Source organism: Streptomyces longisporoflavus (assembly GCF_014649775.1).
In the GTDB taxonomy this organism is placed as follows: domain Bacteria; phylum Actinomycetota; class Actinomycetes; order Streptomycetales; family Streptomycetaceae; genus Streptomyces; species Streptomyces longisporoflavus.
The window spans coordinates 636,495-654,139 of sequence record NZ_BMTR01000001.1; the positions used below are offsets into that span (position 1 = coordinate 636,495).

Genomic DNA, 17,645 nt, shown 5'->3' on the forward strand with positions numbered 1-17,645 from the left:
GGCTGAGAGTGTGGGTGCATGGACAGGGACGAGGAGTTGCTGCGCGGCCGGGTCTACGGCCAGGACCATGACGACCCCCGCCAGGGCCCGCAGCCGGGCCGGGACTACGCCGAACTGGTCGGCGGGCCGCTGGACGGCCTGTTGCTCGACATCACCGGCTGGACGAAGGGCGAGATAGAAACGGGTGTCGCGCTGCCCACGGAGCTCGGCCACTTCGGCGCAGGCGGACGGGCAATGTACGACCCGCGCGACCCGCGCCCCGGCGAGCGGCGCCGCTGGGACTGGTCCGGTGACACCCCCTGACGTGACCTGACACCCTCTGACGTCCCCTGGCGCCCCCTGCTCCACCGCCCGCTCACCGCGAACAGACGCCCGCCTGACACCGCGTCCGGCCGTAAAGGCATTCGGGCCCGGCGGCACCTTGGCTAACCTGCACGCGTGACCACCGATCTGACCCTGCTGCCGCGTGTCGCCTATCGCGGGCAAGAGGTCACCGCGCCCCGGCTGCGCGGCCTCCTCGCGCTGCTCGCGGGCGACGTGCGCACGGGCTGCAGCACCGAACGACTCGTGGCAGGGCTGTGGCCGGACGCGTTGCCGGAGCGTCCGGCCAAGGCGCTGCAGGTGCTTGTCTCCAGGGCGCGGGCGCAGCTGGGGGCCGACGTCATCGCCAGCACACCGACGGGCTATCGGCTCGCCCTCGCCGAGGAGCAGATCGACAGCTCCGCCCTGCTGCGGCATGCCGCCGTCAGCGCGGAACGGGCCAGGGCCGGGGACCACGCGGGAGCGCTGTCCGCGGCCGAGGCCGGCCTCGCGCTGTGGGAGGGCACTCGTAACGAGAGCGGCGACAGCGAGGACCCCGTAGCCGCGCTGCGCACCGAACGCGCCCCCGTGCGCGGCACGCTCATACGCGCGCAGGCGCTCGCGCTCGCCCGCCTGGGACGGCACGCGGAGGCAGCGGGCCCGCTGGCCGTGGCCGCCTCGGAGCATCCCCGCGACGAGGAGGTCCTTGCCGGGCTGCTGCGCGGTGAGGCCGCCACGGCGGGCCCGTCCGCCGCACTGGTGCGCTACGAGGCCTACCGGCGCGAGCTGCGCGACACGCTCGGCACGCAGCCGGGCGCCGCCCTCAGGGCCCTCCAACAGGAGTTGCTGCGTGACGAGGCGCCCGCGGTCAGGCACGGCGTGCCGCACGAGCCGAACCCGCTGCTCGGCCGGGAGGCGGACATCGCCGCGGTGGAACGGCTGCTGCGCCACTCGCGCGCCGTCACCGTCATCGGCCCCGGCGGCCTCGGCAAGACCCGGCTCGCGCATGCCGTCAGCCGCCGGGCCGAACAGCGCGTGGTGCATTTCGTGCCGCTCGCCGGCGTCACCGAGGACCAGGACGTGGCCACGGAGGTGGCCTCCGCGCTCGGCGCGGGCGAGGGACGGCACGGCGTGGTGAGCGGCCACGGCCCGGTCGACCCGGTGTCCGCCGTCCTGGGCGTGCTCGGCTCCGGGCCCGCCCTGCTCGTCCTCGACAACTGCGAGCACGTCATCCGCGGCGCCGCCGACCTCGTACAGGCACTGGTCGCCGCCTCGAAGGAGCTGCGGGTGCTCGCCACGAGCCGGGCGCCGCTGGACCTTACGTCGGAGGCGGTGTACGCGCTGCCGGAGCTCGGTCTTGCCACCTCGGCCGAACTGTTCACGCAGCGGGCGAGGGCCGCGAGGAGCGGCGTCGAGCTGCCGCCGGACGCGGTGGAGGAGCTGTGCTGCCACCTCGACGGGCTGCCGCTCGCCGTGGAGTTGGCCGCGGCGCGGGTGCGGGTCCTCTCGGTGAAGGAGATCGCCCGCCGCATCGGCGACCGGTTCGCGCTGCTCCGGGGCGCGGCGCGGGACGTGCCGGAGCGGCACCGCACCCTGCACGCGGTCGTCGAGTGGAGCTGGAACCTGCTCGCGGAAGACGCCAGGGCGGCGCTGCGCACCCTGTCCGTCTTCCCCGCCGGCTTCTCCGGCGAAGCGGCGGCACAGGTCCTCGGCGAGGACGCGCTGTTCCTCGTGGAGCAGTTGGCCGGGCAGTCGCTGCTCACCGTCGCGGACGCTCCGGCCGGTGCGCGCTTCCGGATGCTGGAGACCGTACGGGAGTTCTGTGCGGCCCGCCGCGCGGAGACCGGGGAGACAGACGAGGCCATCGGCCGGTTCCTCGCCTGGGCGCGGGACTTCGGGCTCGCGCACCATCACGTGCTCATGGGCCCGGAACCCCTTGCCGCCCGCGAGCGGATCAGGATCGAGCAGGACAACCTCGTGGCGGCCCTGCGGTACGCCCTGGCGCGTGCGGACGGCCCCGCCACCGCGGCCCTCACCGCCGTACTTGCCGCCCTGTGGTGCACCGGCTCCAACTACCCCCGCCTGGCGAGCCTCGCCACGGACACGGGACCGCTGCTCTCGCACTACCGCCCCGACCCCGCCTACGTCGAAGTCGCCCGTGCCGCGGCGGTGCTGTGCGCGGCGGGCCAGTTCATGAACCTGGGTCCGCGTGCCGTACGCCAGCTCGTCACCCTGCGCCGGCTGCCGCCGGCCCCGCCCGACACGCTGCCGCGCGCCGTCGCCGTCGTGCTGTGCGCCCTGCCCGCGGTGCGGCCTCCCGGCTACGCCGTGCTGCACGCCCTGTGCGACAGCGAGGAGCCACTGCTCGCGGGCATCGCCGAATGCGTGGCCACCTACGTGTGGGAGTACGAGCACGACATCGACCGCGCGCTCGTCTCGGCCCGCAGGATGATCACCGCGCTGGATCCGGTGGGCAACCCGGCCCTGCAGCTCATGGGGCACTCCCGGCTGAGCGAACTGAGCCTGCGCACGGGACAGGGCGAGGTCGCCTACGAGAACCTGCGGGCGGCGCTGCGGACGCTGCCGCGGCTGGGCGACGAGCACGACTACATCGGCATCCGCTCGGCCCTCGTCCTCGCCTGCCTGCAGCGCGGTGACCCCGACGAGGCCGAGTCCTGGCTGCGGGAGGTGCGGGGGGACAACACCGCGCCGGACGACGCCTTCTACAGCCCCGACGTCGGCGCCCGCGCCGAGATGGCACTCGCCCGCGGCCTCACGGAGACCGGCCTCGGTCTGTGGCGCAGCGCCCTTGAGCGGATGCCCGAGGCAGGTTCGCTGCACAGCGGTGATCCCTGGCTCGACCCGTGGGCCCTGCAGATCCAGTCGGCGGCCGTGACGGCGCATGCGCACGCCGGTCGCCTCGAACTCGTCGCGGACCCGGTCGATCGGCTCCGCCGGCGGCTGCGGACCCTGCTCGCCGGTCCGCCCCGCTCACCCATGGAGCTACCGGTGTTCGGGACGGTGCTGCACGCGCTCGGCATGGCGGGACTCGCCTCCGGCGACGTTTCCGCCGTACGGATGATCGCGCTGGCCGAACGGCTGCGGGTGCAGCGCGAGTTCCAGCCGACGATGTCGGCGGACCGCGCCCGGCAGGCGGCGCGGAACGCCGACGGGACGGCGTACGCCGACGCCGTGTCGAAGTACGCCGCCCTGGAGCGGGACGAGCTGTGGGGGGCGGCCCGCGCACTGAGCGGAGAGCCTGGCCGATCTATTGACCAACGATAGATTCCGATCGAAAATCGATAGATGCATCACTTCATCACGGGCGCGCTACGAGCCGTCATCGCAGTGGTCGTTCCAGTCGGCCTCTTCGGCCAGGTCGTCGTCATCCCGGTGACGGCGGCCGATGAGGTCGACCGCTTTCCCGCGTATGGCCCGCTCGCCGCGCCGTACGCGGTGCTGGCCATCCTCGGCGTCGCCTGCGTCCAGGTCGCCCTCGTCGCCACCTGGAGGCTGCTCGGCATGGCGCAGGAGGGCGTCATCTTCGCGCCGAAGGCCTTCCGTTGGGTCGATGTCATCATCGGCTCGGCGATGGCGGCGACGGCGCTTGCGATGGGCGCCGCCGTCCACCTGGCACTGGCCGAGATCCCCTCTCCGGACGAGGGGATGGACGTCGAGAGCGCCCTGGCGGCAGCGATCACGGCGGCCGGTGTGGGGGCCTCCTTCACCATGCTCACCGTGATCATGCGAAGCCTCCTGGGCAAGGCGACGGCGCTCCAGACGGAGATGGCCGAGGTCATCTGATGGCCATCGTCGTCGACATCGACCGACGGCTCGCGGAGCGCAACATGTCGGTCGGCGAGTTCGCCGCCGCGATCGGTATCACCCCCGCCAACGTCGCCGTGCTCAAGAACGGCCGCGCGAAGGCGATCCGGTTCACCACTCTGGACGCCATCTGCCGCACCCTCGACTGCCAGCCCGGCGACGTACTGCGCTGGGTTCCCGACGACGGAGGATGAGACGAGTGCGGGGCCGGCTGTCGCGCCAAAATGGGCGGGTGCGGCGTCGCGAGCGTCTACTTCGGTTCGCGGTTGAACAGCGACGTCGACCAGCGGTAGCCGAGCGCGGTCAGGGCTATGCACCAGACGACGGTGATCCAGCCGCTGTTGCCGATCCCGGTGCCGAGCAGCAGGCCGCGCAGGGTCTCGATGGCCGGAGTGAAGGGCTGGTACTCGGCGATGGGCCTGAACCAGCCCGGCATCGCGTCGACCGGGACGAAGGCGCTGGAGATGAGCGGCAGGATCATCAGCGGCAGCGCGTTGTTGCTGGCCGCCTCGGGATTGGGGCTGGCCATGCCCATCCCCACCGCGATCCAGGTGAACGCCAGGGCGACCAGCGCGAGCAGTCCGAACGCCGCGAACCATTCCAGGGGTGTGGCGTCCGTGGACCGGAAGCCGATGGCCACGGCCACGGCGCCGACGAGCAGCACACTGAGGATCGCCTGCAGCACGCTTCCGACGACGTGCCCGATGAGCACGGAGCCGCGGTGGACGGCCATCGTGCGGAAGCGGGCGATGATGCCCTCGGCCATGTCCATGGACACGGACACCGCTGTCCCGGCCGGGGTGGCGCCGATGGTCATCAGCAGAATGCCGGGGACGAGATAGGCGACGTAGTCGGACCGGTCGGCGCCGCCGCCTCCGATGCCGGCGCTCATCACGTCGCCGAAGACGTAGACGAACAACAACAGCAGGACGATCGGCGTCAGCAGAATGTTGAGCGTGAGGGAGGGATAGCGGCGCGCGTGCAGGAGGTTGCGGCGCAGCATGGTGGTGGAGTCGCGTACGGCGAGGGGGAGCGAGCTCATCGGACGGTCTCCTTGGGCTGGGCGGCGGATCGGGCGGCTGACTGGTCGGCGGGCTGCTCGGCGCGACGGTCGGCGCCGGTCAGGGCGAAGAACACGTCGTCGAGGTCAGGTGTGTGCAGGGTCAGTACGTCAGCCTCGATGGCCGCGGAGTCCAGCCGGTCGAGAATGGCGCGCAGTTCGCGCTGGCTGCCGTCGCTGGGGATCTGCAAGGAGAGGGACTCGTCGTCGCGCGTGACCTCACCCAGGGTCAGGGCGGCGGCCTCGTACGCGGCCGGGTCGGAGAAGCGCAGCCGGACGTGCCCGCCCGGGACGAGGCGCTTCAGTTCGTCGGCCGTACCCAGGGCGGCGATCTTGCCCTCGTGCAACACCGCTATGTGGTCGGCGAGTTGGTCGGCTTCTTCCAGGTACTGAGTGGTGAGGAAGACCGTGACGCCGTCCGAGACCAGCTCGCGGATGATGCCCCACATGTTGTGCCGTGAACGCGGGTCGAGTCCGGTGGTCGGCTCGTCGAGGAAGATGACGCGCGGGCTGCCGACCAGCGTCATGGCGAGGTCCAAGCGGCGCTTCATGCCGCCGGAGTAGGTGACGGCGGGCTTTCCCGCCGCCTCGGTCAGGTCGAAGCGCTCCAGCAGCTCGGCAGACGCTCGGCGGCCTTCGTGGCGGGACAGATGGTGCAGATCTGCCATGAGGAGCATGTTCTCCTCGCCGGTGATCAGGCCGTCCACGGCGGAGAACTGCCCGGTCACACCGATCATGGCGCGTACGGATTGCGGATCGGCGGCCAGGTCGTGGCCACCGACACGCAGGTCACCGGCGTCGGCGGAGATAAAGGTGGAGAGGATTTTGACGGCGGTGGTCTTGCCGGCCCCGTTCGGGCCGAGCATGGAGAAGATTGTTCCTTCGGGGACAGCCAGGTCGATGCCGTCCAGGACCGTCTTGTCCCCGTATGCCTTGCGCAGGCCAGTGGCCGCGATGGCGAGCGCGGGGGTTGTCGATGTCGTCATGGCGCACAGGTTGTGGCAGGGCGCGTTCAGCGGGGTTTCACGGTGGTTTCAAGGCGCGCTGGGGCACTGGAACCGGTCGGGGCATCGGCGGCCCCGGGTAGCGCGCGGCCGGGAAGACGGCGGCCCCGCGCAGCGCGACTGGCGGCCTCCGGGAGACGTCGGAAACTCGGAGGCGCGCACCTTTGTGCAGAAGGACGTCCACGAGCGTCTGAGCGACTGGTTCGAGCGCCAATCGAACGAGGTCGCGGACATCGTGCGCAAGGCCGTCGAGGCGGCCTCGGCACAGGCCGCGGCCCGCAAGGCGCGCGATCTGACCCGCCGCAAGGGCCTGCTCGAAACGGCGGCGCTGCCGGGCAAGTTGTCCGACTGCCGGCGATCATCTCCGCCTTCGGCACGGGTGTGCACGAGGACGCGAGACGGAAATCCGCTTGTGTAGTCGTCAGGAGACGCGATAGCCAGCATTCTGACGACAAGGAGCATGGAATGACCGCCCGTCTGGGTTCACTGAACGAGTTCTGCTGGATGGATGTCAAGACCCGTGACCTGACCGGCACCGCCGCCTTCTTTTCCAAGGCTCTGGGATGGCACTTCGCGGTGGATGAAGACGACTGGCGCCGGGCCACGAAAATATCCGTCGACGGTCATCGGATCGGCAGCGTGAGCGACCTTGCCAATCCGGTCTATCCGCCGGGAACTCCCGCCCACATCGCTTACTACCTGGCGGTCCACGACGTCGACCGCCGCGTCGAAGCAGCGACGGCGAACGGTGCGCGTCTCGTGGTGGCTCCCTTCGACGCGGGCGATCAGGGCCGCATGGCCACGCTGATCGATCCCGTGGGCGCGGCGTTCTCCTTGTGGCAGCCGCACCGCTTCAGCGGCTGGGAGCTCCCCGCCCGTGCTGCGGGCGCCCCACAGCGGATGGTCCTGGCCTGCGAACAGCCCGAACGGGCCCGGCATTTCTACCGCGAGACGCTGGGAGCTCGTCTTGACTGTGCCGACTTCGTCACTACGCACGGCCCCGCCGCCGGGTCAGGACCTCAGTGGGAACTCGCGGTCGGTGTGGACGATCTGGACAGTGTCATCTCAGGCGACCACGGTCCGGGCTCTGTCGTCCGCGCCGAAGAGGCCGAAGAGACCGAGGGGCGCCACGAGGTGCGGCTGCGCAGCCCTGAGGGGCTGACCATTCGAGTGCGCCGCCACGACCGGTAGGCGGTGGATCGGTCAGATCACGCGGAACAGGTCGGCGGCGACGTGGACGTCGGTGAGGTCTTCGACGCAGCGGAGGTTGTCGCACAGCGCCTCCAGGACCGAACCGGTGTCTGCGGCCCGCGGGGCGCCGATGGCCAGGCCGAAGACGCGGAAGCCCAGTTGGTGCTTGGCGTCGTTCCAGCCGCGCATCCACTCCTCCGTGACGTCGCATTCGTCGTCGGTGAGCATCACGATGTCGCCGCGCGTACGGGCGGTGTCGTCGAACTCCTCCTTCAGCAGCTCCGCGGCGGCCGTCAGCGGCCGCTGGTAGCTGGTGCCGCCGCCGAGGAATGTCTCCGCGAAGTCGAGCAGCTGCGTGATGCCGGCGGGCTGGTCGGCGGGGAAGCGGAAGACCTGGAGCTTGTCGGCGGCGGCGAACAGGATGCCGACGAAGTCACGCTTGGCACGGCGGGCCTGGTCGAGCAGCGCCAGGGCGCACGCCTTGGCCCACGCCTCACGGGTGATGCCGCCGGGCCCTGCGACGTACATGGAGTGCGAGGTGTCCACGCAGGCGATGACGGCGCCCTTGCCGGTGGTCTGCTCTCCCTGGATGTCGTAGAGCATCAGCTCCCCGGCGGCGTAACGCGCGGCGAACACCGCACGCAGCTCGGGCAGTCCGAGATTGGCGAGTTCGGAGGGGATGACGCGGGAGAGGTCATTGCCGAGTGTGACGCCGACGAGCTCGCCGACGGCGTTCTCCACCTTCCGGGCGCGCTCCCCTTCCGCCATCTGCCGGAAGCGGCCGATCAGTTCGGCCCACCGGGCCAGACGGCCGGTACGCAGCCGCTCGGCGAGCCGGGCGCGCTGGTCGAACGGCATCCGCTCCAGCTCGCCGGTGCCCACGCCCCACGCCTTCATGAGCGTGGCTTCCTGCCGTACGGCCTCGGCGGCCTTGGTCGCAGCCGTTCGCGCGCCGGTACGGATGACGTGGGCCGCCGGGGAGAGGGCCAGGGCGGCCTCGCCGGCGGCCTGCCGGGCAGCCGCCTCGCCGGCTTCGGCGTCGGTGATCGCCCGGTGTACGGCGTCCGCGTCCGCTGCCGGTACGGTGCCGTCCTCGTCGGCTGCGTCGGCGGCCTGCCGGAGCGCCTCGCCCACGGCGTCAGCCGCGCCCTCGGCGCCCTGCTGGACCTGCCGCGCCCGCTCGGCACGGTCCTGTGCGTCCCGCACACGCTCCAGCATCCCGCGCAGCGCGGCGCTCTGCGCGAGCACGGCCATGGCGGCGGCGTAGGGGTCGCCGACCGTCTCCCGGCGCATTTCGTCGAACTCCGGTGACTCCATCAGCGCGGTGATGATCCGGTGATTGGGCAGCCGGGAGGGGGACATGTCCGCGTGCTCACGCAGCCGCGGGCTGACCTTGTAGGCGGCCAGGAACACGTCGGTCAGGAGGTCGGCGGCGCAGGCGTGGCGCGCGCTCAACTCCTCGGCCAGGTCGCGCAGTCCGGCCGACTGCGCGTATGTGTCGCGCCAGGTGATCTGCTCGAACCGGTCCGCGACGACGGCCGCGGTGTGCCGCTGGGGCGCGGCAGCGGACAGGCCGAGCCACTTCCCGCCCCGGCCCGCAAGATCGTCGAGCGTGTTCGGTGTCGTCTTGGCCATGGTCTCGACTCCCCGGGGCTCAGAGCTGGGCCTGGACCATGCTCGCGTCCAGTCCGAGGGCCTCGGTGAGAACGCGGGCACGGACGGCACGCTGGCGTCCGGTGACCCGGTCGATGGTGGCGGTGGAGCGGCCGGCCCCCGCCGCCTCCTCGCGCAGCCTCTCCAGCCGCTTGCCGGCCATGGCGAGCTGGTTGTGGGCCTTCTTGATGACCCAGTCGCTCAGCGCCTCACGGGACTGCCCGGCCATGGCATCGAGCTGGACCTCCAACTCCTCGATGGTGTCGGCCAGGTCGAGCGCTTCCTTGGCGTCGGGGTTGACGAGCTGGAGCACCTCGCGCTCGACGGTGGGACGCTCGGTGGGGGAGTCCCACAGGACGTGGGTCAGTACGGACAGATCCGTCTCGGCGACGGCCGGGCGGCCGTCGAGGTACGCGGAGGCCTGGAGCAGCCCCACCGCCTGCCGCCAGCGGCGGTCGGAGGCGACAAGTTCCTTGCGGCGCAGGGCCGCCCGCAGCGTGCACACCGCGTCCACGATCCCGTCGGGCACCTCCACGGACGGGACGAAGTCGCTCACGGCGTGCTGCAGCGCGGACAGCTCGATGGTGGTCCGGGGCGGCGCCGCCGGGCGGCCGACGGCGGAGCGGACCAGTGCGGCGAAGTTCGAGGGGTCTTCCAGATAGGCGACTTCGATCCGTACGAGCAGCCGGTCGTAGATCGCGGCCGCGTCCTGCTCGCCGGGCAGTTCGTTGCTCGCGGTGATGGCCCCGATCAAAGGACAGCGGATCGGCTCGCCGCCGCTCTCGGGGTGGTAGATCCGCTCGTTGAGGTAGCCCAACGTCTCGTTCAGCGCGGCCGTGGAGCACTTGAATATCTCGTCGATGAACGCGACATGCGCGGTCGTGGCGCGGCCGTCGTAGACCTGGCGGTACTCGCCGCGGGCCAGCGCGGCGACATCGATGGGCCCGAACATCTTCGTCGGCGCGGTGAACTTCGACAGGAGGATCTCCCAGTACGACGCCCCCTGGACCCTGCCCGTGAGCTCCCGGGCCATCTCGGACTTCGCGGTACCGGGCGGGCCGAGGATCAGGGAGTGCTGCCCGGCGAGCAGCGTCACCACCAGTGTCCGCACCACGTCGGCCCGTTCGTAGAAGCGGTCCGACAACTCGTCGCTGATCGCCCGCAGCCGCTCGGCCGTCTCCCGGGCGTCGTGCGTGCTCTGGTCGTGTGTGCTCTGTGCGCCCATCGTCCTCTTCGCTCCTCGCAACGGCCCTCGCCCGAGCAAGATAACTCGCAGACCAGGACGACCCGCCCGGGCCCTCGTATGCTTGGCCGGTGAACGACGCCGTCATATTGCGGGTCAGCGCGACCCCGTCCGCCCCCGCCCTCGTGCTTCGACCGTGGCGACTCCAGGACGCCGCCGCGCTGGTCGACGCCTACCGGGACCCGCACTTGCGCCGGTGGACGAGTTCCGTCGTCGACAACGCCGCCGATGCCGCGCGGTGGCTGCGATCACAGCAAGAGGGGTGGGCGACGGGAGAGCGGCTCGACTTCGCCGTACTCGAGGAACAACCGCACGCTCCTGACGGGCGACTGTCCGGCAGTGTGGTCCTCAAGGAAGCGGCGCCCGGTCGGCCGTGGGCCGAGGTGGGCTACTGGACGGCGGCGCACGCGCGCGGGCGAGGTGTGGCAGCCCGGGCCCTGGAAGCCCTCACCGGGTGGGCCTTCGACACCTTCGGCGCCACCGGACTCGAGCGTCTCGAGCTTCTCCACCAGGAGGACAACCTGGCCTCGTGCCGCGTGGCACACAAGGCCCGGTACGAGTTGGACAGAATCCTGCCCGCGGCGCCGCCCGTCTTCCCCCGCGAGGGACACCTGCACGTACGACACGCGGGCTGAGGGAGCCGTGGCGGCGGGCCGGGGTCCGAGCCCGCGAGTATCCGCGTTCGCCTGTATGGCGATTTCTGCGGCCCGGGGCTCGGACTGGGTAGTAGGAATACGGCATACGTCGATGAGAGGAGCCGGTGTGGCGTCGGAGGACAAGGACGCGGAGGGTTTGCTCGAGGGGCTGTCGGTGGACGAGGCCCGACCGGAGCGTCCGGTGCTGCTCGACGCGCAGGGAGAGCCACTGCGGACCTGGCAGGAGAACTACCCCTACGAGGAGAAGCTGCGGCGCAAGGAGTACGAGCGCCGGAAGCGGATCCTGCAGATCGAGCTGTTGAAGCTGCAGAAATCGGTGCGTGATCAGGGCAAACGTGTCGTGGTCGTATGTGAGGGGCGCGACGCCGCCGGCAAGGGCGGCACGATCAAGCGCTTCACCGAGCGCCTCAACCCCCGCGGGGCCCGCATCGTGGCGCTGGACAAGCCCACCGAGCGGGAGGCGGGCCAGTGGTACTTCCAGCGCTACGTCGCCGAGCTGCCGTCCGCCGGGGAGATCGTCTTCTTCGACCGCTCCTGGTACAACCGTGCCGGCGTCGAGCCCGTCATGGGTTTCTGCACTCCCCGAGAGCACGAGGAGTTTCTCCAGCAGGCGCCGCTCTTCGAGAAGATGATCACCGACGACGGCATCGTGCTGGTCAAGTTCTGGTTCTCCGTGTCCAGGGCGGAGCAGCGCACACGCTTCGCGATCCGCCAGGTTGATCCCGTACGCCAGTGGAAGCTCTCGCCCACGGACCTCGCCTCACTCGATCTCTGGGACGCCTACACCCACGCCAAGGTGGAGATGTTCCGTGCCACGGACACCGTCCACGCCCCGTGGTCGGTGATCAAGTTCAACGACAAGCGCCGCGGGCGCCTCGAAGCCATGCGGCACCTGCTGCTGCGTGTCGACTACGAGTCCATGGACAAAGACGCGGTGGGAGAGGCGGACCCGCTGATCATCGGCCCGGCGGACACGCTCCTCGAAGCGGGCGAGGATCCGACGGACCTGTCACCCAGCAGGCTCGCCGGGAACGAGCGCGGTCCCGGTCAGCACCCGTGAGGACACATGCGCAGGAACGGAAACCGCCTGTGCCCGCGTCGGGTCTGCTCGGCGTTTTCGCTCATCCCGACGACGAGTCCCTGTCGGCGGGCGGAATACTCGCCCGCCGGGCAACGGAGGGCGCGCGCACCGCGGTTGTCACGGCGACCTGGGCCACGGGCACCACGCGTGCCGCGGAGCTCGCCCAAGCGCTCCGGGTCCTCGGCGCCGGTGAGCCGCGGCTGCTCGGCTACGCCGACGCCCGCGTACCGGACTCGGCACCGGGCGCGGCGCGGTGGTGTGACGCGCCGATCGACGAGGCGGTGCGGGAACTGGTGGCGCACATCAGGGAGTTCCGCCCAATGACCGTGGTCACGCATGACGCGTACGGAGGGCTGACCGGCCACCCGGACCATGTGCACACGCACCGGGTGACCATGCTCGCGTTCCAGGCGGCCGGGCTCGAGCGGCTCTACCCGGACACCGGGGCGCCCTGGCAGCCGAGCGCCCTGTATCTGGCCACACACCCGCACTCGGCCCTGCGGGTGTGGGGCGGTCATCTGGCGCCGACAGGCAAGGCCATGCGCAGCGTCCCGGACGCGTGGGTCACTCACGTCGTCGACGTCAGGCCCTGGCTGGAGCAGAAGGTCGCCGCGGTGCTGGCTCATGGCACCGAGGTGGAGCGGGGCGCCGCTCCCGGGCTGATCGCCCGCCTGCCGGCGTCCGACCGGGAGGCGTTGCTCGGCACCGAGTGGTACATCCACCATGGTCCTCCGCACGGCGAACACGTGTGACGCGGCCCGGCGGGCAACGCAGCCGCCGGACCGGGGAGTGTCACGGAAGCGGGGCGCCTAGCGTTCCGCGAGGGCGGCGAGCAGTCGGGCGGCCGGCCCGGGGCGGACCAGCCAGCTCAGGTGGCTGCTTTCGAGGGTCTCGACGTCGAAGGGGTTGTCGGGGGTGAGCGTGTCGGCCTCGCGGATCATGCGGTCCTGCATGGCGAGCGGAATGCTGGTGTCCGCGCTCAGGCGTACGTAGGTCTTGGGGATGCGGCCCCAGGTGGGGGCCTGTGCCCGGTCGGCGGACGTGCCGACGTCGAGGTTCTCGTCGGGCTGGAAGGTGTTCAGGAAGTTCCGGAACTCGTCGTCGGTGAGGTCGGCGGAGAAGGCCTGCTTCATCGCGGCGAGTGTCTCGGGCGCGGCGGTGCGGAAGTTGACCCGGAGCAGGCCGAGTTCGGCCGGATTCCCGACCAGCGCCGCAGCGAACGCGGCCGGGTCGACACTCGCCATCTCCGGTTCCGCGTAGTAGCCGCCCACGTCCATGCTGACGGGGCACCAGGCGGAGACGTAAGCGATCCGGTCTATCAGGTCGGGCCGGGCGTTACCCGCCGCCGTGATCGTGGCGCCGCCCCTGCTGTGGCCGACGAGGATCGTCGGACCGTTCTCCTTCGCCCGCTCGAGGACGCCGATCACGCGGGCGGCGTTGTCGGCGAGGGTGACCCCCTTGATGCTGCCCGGTTCCGCGGCGAGCGCGTCGAGGTCCTGAGGGGCCTGGTAGGCCGCGGGGTAGGTCGCCTCGAAGCCGTGGCCGGGGAGGTCGACCGCCACGGAGCGGTGCCCGAGCAGACCGAGCTCGGCCTGCAGCGGCGCGAACGAGAAGGAGTTCGCGAAGGCACCATGAACAAATACGAATGTCGGCTGATGTGGCATGCCCGTAGCCTCCAATGGAACGATCTTCGGGACAAGCGCAATTCGGATACTCCCGCAGCGCGCCCGTTGCGGCCCCGTGCGGCCTGCGGCGTGCTTAGCATGGGCGCCATGACCGTAGATGTAGATCTGTTCGCGGGCATTCCTGTTCGCGACTACAACACGGCGGTGGCCTGGTACGGGCGACTTCTCGGCACACCGCCGTCCTTCCTGCCCAACGACACCGAGGCGGTGTGGGAGCTCGCCGAACACCGCTACGTCTTCGTCGAGGTGCGGCCCGAGCACGCCGGGCACGCCATGCACACCGTCTTCGTCGGGGACTTCGACACCCGCATCTCCGAGATCGCCGAGCGCGGTCTGAAGCCGGACATGCGCGAGACCTACGCCAACGGCGTCCGCAAAGCCACTTTCCGCGACCCGGACGGCAACGAGATCGGGTTCGGCGGGGGGCCGGTGGAAGGACCGCAAAACTGAGCCCGGCGCCGCCGGCCGGTCGCCGGGCCCGCGTCAGCGCCTCGCGCTCGCGTAGGCGTGGAAGCCCTGTCCGCTCTTGCGGCCGAGGCGGCCCGCCGCCACCAGGTCCGTGAGCAGCGCGCACGGGGCGAAGCGGGCCTCCCCGGTGAGGTCGTGAAGTACGTGCAGAGTGTCCACGACGGTGTCCAGGCCGATCAGGTCGGCGGTACGCAGCGGGCCCATCGCGTGGCCGAAGCACTCCTGGAAGAGCCGGTCCACCGTGGCGGCGTCCGCGGTGCCCGCCTGGACCACGCCCGCCGCGTCGTTGTACGTGCCGTGCGAGAGGCGGTTGGAGACGAAGCCGGGCGCGTCACCGACCACGATGCCTTGCTTGCCCATGCTGCCGAGCAGGTCGTGGGCGTCGGCGAGAGTCTGCTCGTCGGTCTGTTCGCCGCGGATCATCTCCACGGAGTCCTTGGCGTAGGCCGGGTTCATGAAGTGCATGCCCAGGACCCTGCCGGGTTCGTCGACGTGCTCGGCGAGCAGACCGACCGGGATCGCGGACGTGCAGGTCGCGATGACCGTGGCGGGTGGCAGCACGGCATTGAGGGAGCGGAAGACCTCCTGTTTCACGGGGATGCTCTCGCGGGCGCACTCGATCACGAACGAGGCGGTACGCAGCTCGGTCAGGTCGGAGCCGAAGCGCACCCGCGCCACCGTGCGCTCGGCCCCGTCGGCCGGTCCGCGGCGCAGCAGTGCGGCCATGCGCAGTCCGGCGTTCAGCCGGGCGGGCGCGGAGTCCAGGGCCTCCGGCACGGGGTCCACGACGATGACTTCATGGCCTGCGGCCGCCAGGCAGTGGGCGACGCCGACGCCCATGGTGCCTGCGCCGACGACGCCGACCGTACGGCTGGGAGTGGGGGGCGGGGTGGCGTGGGACATGGCTACTCCTGGGTCGGCGTACAAAGGGGAAGGTGAGGGTGTCCGGGTCAGGCGCGAGTGATGACGCGTACCGTGGCGTCCGGGGCGGGTGGCGTCCGCGCGGTGTCGAAGCCGAGGAGGACCCGGTCGCCGCTGCGCTCGATGACGTCGAAGCCGCTGAAGCGCAGATTGACCAGCATCACCCGGTTCACTTCGGTGGGCACGAACTCCGCCACCGGGCGGCGGCCTCGGGCGAGCGCGTCGCGCACGATGTGGCCGATCAGGGCGGGGCCGATGCCGCGGGACATGACGCGGCAGGACAGCAGAAGAAGCTTCAGCACGCTGTCGTTGCCGGAGAGTTCGGTGAGCGCGAGGCCGATGGTGCCGTACGAGCCGAAGCGGTCCTCGAGGCTCGCCACCAGGACCTGGTGTGATGGTGAGGCGCTCAGTTCGCGCAGCTCGGCCATGTCGTAGGTGCGGCCCGTGGTGTTGAGCTGATGGGTGCGGACGGTGAGTTCGTGGGCGCGTTCGAGGTCCGTCTCGGTGGCCCGGCGCACCGTGAGGACCAGGCCCAGGGTCGCCAGGAAGTCCTTCGCGGGACCGGTGTGGGTGTCCTGGGCGCGCTTGCGGCGCAGCTCCCCGCGGTAGAGGTGGCGGCGGCCGCGGCTCTCGTCGGTGATGAACGGGGGCCGGTAGGCGTCCAGTTCGGGCAGTTCGGCAGCTTGCTCGGCGGGGTGGACGCGGACGGCGGGGTGGGCGGCTGCGACCTCCGCGCGCTCCACCGCGTCGTTGTCGATGAACGCCACGGTGTCGATACCGATGTTGAGTGCCTCGGCGACGCGGCGTACCGCGTCGGACTTGGCGCCCCAGCCGATCTCCAGGACCGTGAACAGTTCCTCGATGCCGAGGGCCTTCAGGTGTGCGACGGCGGTGTCGTGGTCGCCGCGGCTCGCGGCGGCGTGCAGGATGCCGCGCTCGTCGAGGGCGTGCAGCGTGGCCAGGACGGCGGGGAAGGCCTGCGGGGCGTCGCCCTCCAGGACGGTGCCGTCCCACACGGTGTCGTCGAGGTCCCACACCAGGCACTTGACGGTCGGCGCCGGCGCGGGCACCTCGGTGCTGGCGGTGGTGCCGGTCGGGTGGGCTTCGGTGGTCATCGCGGTCCTTCCTGGATTACCGTGCGGGTCCGTTCGGTGGGTGCGGGCCGGTAGCCGTGGCGGCGCAACAGCCGGCCCGCGATGTGCAGTTCGGAGACGAACTGCGAGCCCTCGATGAGCTCCATGACCTTGGCGTCGCGGAAGAAGCGGCCCGCCAGGCTGTCCGGTGCCATCCCCGCGGCGCCCAGGATCTGCACTGCCGCCCCGGATACGGCGGTGGCGGCGCCGGCTGCCGTGTACTTGGCGACCACGGTCTCGGCCACGGCCGAGGGGTCGCACTGCTCGCGCAGTCGGGCGGCGCGGGCGCACAGTTCACGGGCGGCGACGGCCCGCACGGAGGCGCGGGCGAGTTCGGCGCGTACGAGCTGGTGCTCGGCCAGTGCGACGCCCCGCTGCAGGCGGTGCGCCGCGTGGTCGGCCGCGGTGTCGAGGCATGCCTCGGCCATTCCGACGCAGCCCCATGCCACGGTGTGGCGCCCGTGGTCCAGGGCCGTGCCGATGACATGCGTGAGGCCCATGCCGGGCGGGCCGACGAGGTGGTCGCGCGGGACCCGTACCGCGTCGAAGTCGACATGGGCGATTTCGGCGGCGCGCATGCCCAGTTGGTCCTCGACGGGCTCTCTGCGCACGCCGGGACGGTCGCCCTCGACGAGCACCGCCGAGGGGCGTCCGGCGATCTGGCCGAGGACCAGGAACACCCCGGCGGTCCTGCCGAAGGTGATCCACAGTTTGCGGCCGGTGACGACCAGCTGGTCGCCGTCCTCGTCGATGCGCGTCTGGACGCCGGCCAGGTCCGTGCCCGCCGCCGCCTCGGTCGCGGCGAAGGCGGCGAAGCGGTCCCCGCGGGCCAGTTGCGGCAGCCACTGCTCGCGCTGGGCCGCCGTGCCCCAGCGCAGCAGCGCGGCGGCGACCATCTCCTGCACCGTGAGCAGGCCGCGCAGCGCGCTGCACACCCCGCCGATCCGGGCGCAGACCTCGCCGAGGTCGGCGGGGCCGCCGCCCGCGCCGCCGTAGCGCCCGGGCAGCCCGACCCCGAAGAGCCCGGCCGCGGCGACGGCCTTGCGTACCCGCTCGGGAAGGGTGCCCGAGCGGTCCCAGTCCGCGGCCTCGTGCCGGACGGCAGCGGCGAACTCCGCCGCGTCCGGGAGGCCCGTGGGTTCGGCTGCCTGCGTCATGATGCCGCCGCACCGCTCCGGGTACGGGCGAAGTCGATGATGCGGGCGGCCGTGCGGAAGTTGTCGATGGCGAGGTCCTCGACCTCCACCGTCAGCTGGAAGCGGTGCTCCACGAAGGTGACCAGTTCCAGGGCGAAGAGCGAGTCGGCGAGCCCGGTGGCGAAGTAGTCGTCGTCGGGGCCGACCTCGGTGCCGAGGGCGGCGGTCAGGAAAACCAGGACGTCGTCGACCGTGGTCGTCGCGGGTGCTGTCGGCATGGGTGATCTCT

Annotated in this window: 18 protein-coding genes and 1 pseudogene; 10 read left to right on the forward strand and 9 right to left on the reverse strand. The window is 71.4% G+C overall.

Annotated features, from left to right (window positions below; all coding sequences use genetic code 11):
* Positions 1–18 precede the first annotated feature (18 nt).
* The 4 genes from IE226_RS03005 (at position 19) to IE226_RS03020 (ending at position 4,319) form a co-directional block, all read left to right on the forward strand.
* Entirely contained in the window at positions 19–303 is a 285-nt protein-coding gene (locus IE226_RS03005) for a hypothetical protein (RefSeq protein ID WP_190079329.1), read from the forward strand.
* Positions 304–438: 135 nt separating this feature from the next.
* Positions 439–3,585, forward strand: coding sequence for an ATP-binding protein (locus IE226_RS03010; RefSeq protein ID WP_190079330.1), 3,147 nt, complete (start codon positions 439–441; stop codon positions 3,583–3,585).
* 21 nt (positions 3,586–3,606) lie between these two features.
* Entirely contained in the window at positions 3,607–4,104 is a 498-nt protein-coding gene (locus tag IE226_RS03015; protein WP_190079331.1) for a DUF2975 domain-containing protein, read from the forward strand.
* Positions 4,104–4,319 (forward strand): helix-turn-helix domain-containing protein, encoded by a 216-nt coding sequence (locus tag IE226_RS03020; RefSeq protein ID WP_190079332.1) that lies wholly within the window; start codon positions 4,104–4,106, stop codon positions 4,317–4,319. The genes IE226_RS03015 and IE226_RS03020 overlap by 1 nt, the downstream gene beginning before the upstream one ends.
* A gap of 56 nt (positions 4,320–4,375) precedes the next feature.
* Here the strand turns inward: IE226_RS03020 and IE226_RS03025 are convergent, their stop codons facing one another.
* Both IE226_RS03025 and IE226_RS03030 read right to left on the reverse strand, forming a co-directional pair.
* Entirely contained in the window at positions 4,376–5,167 is a 792-nt protein-coding gene (locus IE226_RS03025) for an ABC transporter permease (RefSeq protein WP_190079333.1), read from the reverse strand.
* Positions 5,164–6,171, reverse strand: coding sequence for an ATP-binding cassette domain-containing protein (locus IE226_RS03030; protein WP_190079334.1), 1,008 nt, complete (start codon positions 6,169–6,171; stop codon positions 5,164–5,166). Before IE226_RS03030 ends, IE226_RS03025 begins: the two co-directional genes overlap by 4 nt.
* Positions 6,172–6,292: 121 nt before the next feature.
* Here IE226_RS03030 and IE226_RS43915 point away from each other — a divergent pair.
* Positions 6,293–6,571 (forward strand): annotated as a pseudogene (locus tag IE226_RS43915) (DNA topoisomerase IV subunit B); the annotation flags it as partial.
* A gap of 83 nt (positions 6,572–6,654) precedes the next feature.
* Positions 6,655–7,380, forward strand: coding sequence for a VOC family protein (locus IE226_RS03040; protein ID WP_190079336.1), 726 nt, complete (start codon positions 6,655–6,657; stop codon positions 7,378–7,380).
* Positions 7,381–7,392: 12 nt separating this feature from the next.
* On the opposite strand, the gene IE226_RS03045 is transcribed toward IE226_RS03040, so the two are convergent.
* Complete coding sequence (locus IE226_RS03045; RefSeq protein ID WP_190079337.1) at positions 7,393–9,015, reverse strand: VWA domain-containing protein; 1,623 nt, start codon at positions 9,013–9,015, stop codon at positions 7,393–7,395.
* 19 nt (positions 9,016–9,034) lie between these two features.
* Positions 9,035–10,258 carry an AAA family ATPase gene (locus IE226_RS03050; RefSeq protein ID WP_190079338.1) on the reverse strand — a complete coding sequence of 408 codons (1,224 nt, stop codon included), beginning with the start codon at positions 10,256–10,258 and terminating at the stop codon, positions 9,035–9,037.
* An 89-nt stretch (positions 10,259–10,347) separates the two neighbouring features.
* On the opposite strand from IE226_RS03050, the gene IE226_RS03055 reads away from it, so the two are divergent.
* The 3 genes from IE226_RS03055 (at position 10,348) to IE226_RS03065 (ending at position 12,765) form a co-directional block, all read left to right on the forward strand.
* Complete coding sequence (locus IE226_RS03055; protein ID WP_190079339.1) at positions 10,348–10,911, forward strand: GNAT family N-acetyltransferase; 564 nt, start codon at positions 10,348–10,350, stop codon at positions 10,909–10,911.
* A gap of 127 nt (positions 10,912–11,038) precedes the next feature.
* Positions 11,039–11,992: a polyphosphate kinase 2 gene (gene ppk2, locus IE226_RS03060; RefSeq protein WP_308429390.1), complete on the forward strand. Its 954-nt coding sequence runs from the start codon at positions 11,039–11,041 to the stop codon at positions 11,990–11,992.
* 29 nt (positions 11,993–12,021) lie between these two features.
* The gene (locus IE226_RS03065) at positions 12,022–12,765 is read left to right on the forward strand and encodes a PIG-L family deacetylase (protein WP_190079341.1); all 744 of its coding nucleotides are present in this window, start codon (positions 12,022–12,024) and stop codon (positions 12,763–12,765) included.
* A gap of 57 nt (positions 12,766–12,822) precedes the next feature.
* Here IE226_RS03065 and IE226_RS03070 read toward each other — a convergent pair whose 3' ends face one another.
* Positions 12,823–13,677, reverse strand: coding sequence for an alpha/beta fold hydrolase (locus IE226_RS03070; RefSeq protein WP_190079342.1), 855 nt, complete (start codon positions 13,675–13,677; stop codon positions 12,823–12,825).
* 108 nt (positions 13,678–13,785) lie between these two features.
* On the opposite strand from IE226_RS03070, the gene IE226_RS03075 reads away from it, so the two are divergent.
* A complete protein-coding gene (locus IE226_RS03075; protein ID WP_190079343.1) occupies positions 13,786–14,148 on the forward strand; it encodes a VOC family protein in 363 nt (120 codons plus the stop codon).
* Between the two features lie 33 nt (positions 14,149–14,181).
* On the opposite strand, the gene IE226_RS03080 is transcribed toward IE226_RS03075, so the two are convergent.
* Genes IE226_RS03080 through IE226_RS03095 form a run of 4 tightly spaced genes read right to left on the reverse strand, consistent with a single transcriptional unit; the run spans position 14,182 to position 17,634 of the window.
* Positions 14,182–15,069, reverse strand: a complete 888-nt coding sequence (locus IE226_RS03080) for a 3-hydroxyacyl-CoA dehydrogenase family protein (protein WP_190079344.1) — start codon at positions 15,067–15,069, stop codon at positions 14,182–14,184.
* 47 nt (positions 15,070–15,116) lie between these two features.
* On the reverse strand, positions 15,117–16,202 hold the full coding sequence (locus IE226_RS03085; protein ID WP_190079345.1) for an HAD-IIIC family phosphatase: 1,086 nt from the start codon (positions 16,200–16,202) through the stop codon (positions 15,117–15,119).
* Positions 16,199–17,377 carry an acyl-CoA dehydrogenase family protein gene (locus tag IE226_RS03090; RefSeq protein ID WP_190079346.1) on the reverse strand — a complete coding sequence of 393 codons (1,179 nt, stop codon included), beginning with the start codon at positions 17,375–17,377 and terminating at the stop codon, positions 16,199–16,201. The genes IE226_RS03085 and IE226_RS03090 overlap by 4 nt, the downstream gene beginning before the upstream one ends.
* Positions 17,374–17,634 carry an acyl carrier protein gene (locus IE226_RS03095; protein WP_190079347.1) on the reverse strand — a complete coding sequence of 87 codons (261 nt, stop codon included), beginning with the start codon at positions 17,632–17,634 and terminating at the stop codon, positions 17,374–17,376. Before IE226_RS03095 ends, IE226_RS03090 begins: the two co-directional genes overlap by 4 nt.
* Between the last annotated feature and the right edge of the window lie 11 nt (positions 17,635–17,645).

Coding starts and splice junctions, on each gene's coding strand:
- IE226_RS03090 (WP_190079346.1), bottom strand. CDS start 17,377: ATGACGCAGGCAGCCGAACCCACGGGCCTCCCGGACGCGGCGGAGTTC.
- IE226_RS03095 (WP_190079347.1), bottom strand. CDS start 17,634: ATGCCGACAGCACCCGCGACGACCACGGTCGACGACGTCCTGGTTTTC.
- IE226_RS03045 (WP_190079337.1), bottom strand. CDS start 9,015: ATGGCCAAGACGACACCGAACACGCTCGACGATCTTGCGGGCCGGGGC.
- IE226_RS03070 (WP_190079342.1), bottom strand. CDS start 13,677: ATGCCACATCAGCCGACATTCGTATTTGTTCATGGTGCCTTCGCGAAC.
- IE226_RS03030 (WP_190079334.1), bottom strand. CDS start 6,171: ATGACGACATCGACAACCCCCGCGCTCGCCATCGCGGCCACTGGCCTG.
- IE226_RS03080 (WP_190079344.1), bottom strand. CDS start 15,069: ATGTCCCACGCCACCCCGCCCCCCACTCCCAGCCGTACGGTCGGCGTC.
- IE226_RS03025 (WP_190079333.1), bottom strand. CDS start 5,167: ATGAGCTCGCTCCCCCTCGCCGTACGCGACTCCACCACCATGCTGCGC.
- IE226_RS03085 (WP_190079345.1), bottom strand. CDS start 16,202: ATGACCACCGAAGCCCACCCGACCGGCACCACCGCCAGCACCGAGGTG.
- IE226_RS03015 (WP_190079331.1), top strand. CDS start 3,607: ATGCATCACTTCATCACGGGCGCGCTACGAGCCGTCATCGCAGTGGTC.
- IE226_RS03005 (WP_190079329.1), top strand. CDS start 19: ATGGACAGGGACGAGGAGTTGCTGCGCGGCCGGGTCTACGGCCAGGAC.
- IE226_RS03050 (WP_190079338.1), bottom strand. CDS start 10,258: ATGGGCGCACAGAGCACACACGACCAGAGCACGCACGACGCCCGGGAG.
- IE226_RS03075 (WP_190079343.1), top strand. CDS start 13,786: ATGACCGTAGATGTAGATCTGTTCGCGGGCATTCCTGTTCGCGACTAC.
- IE226_RS03020 (WP_190079332.1), top strand. CDS start 4,104: ATGGCCATCGTCGTCGACATCGACCGACGGCTCGCGGAGCGCAACATG.
- IE226_RS03040 (WP_190079336.1), top strand. CDS start 6,655: ATGACCGCCCGTCTGGGTTCACTGAACGAGTTCTGCTGGATGGATGTC.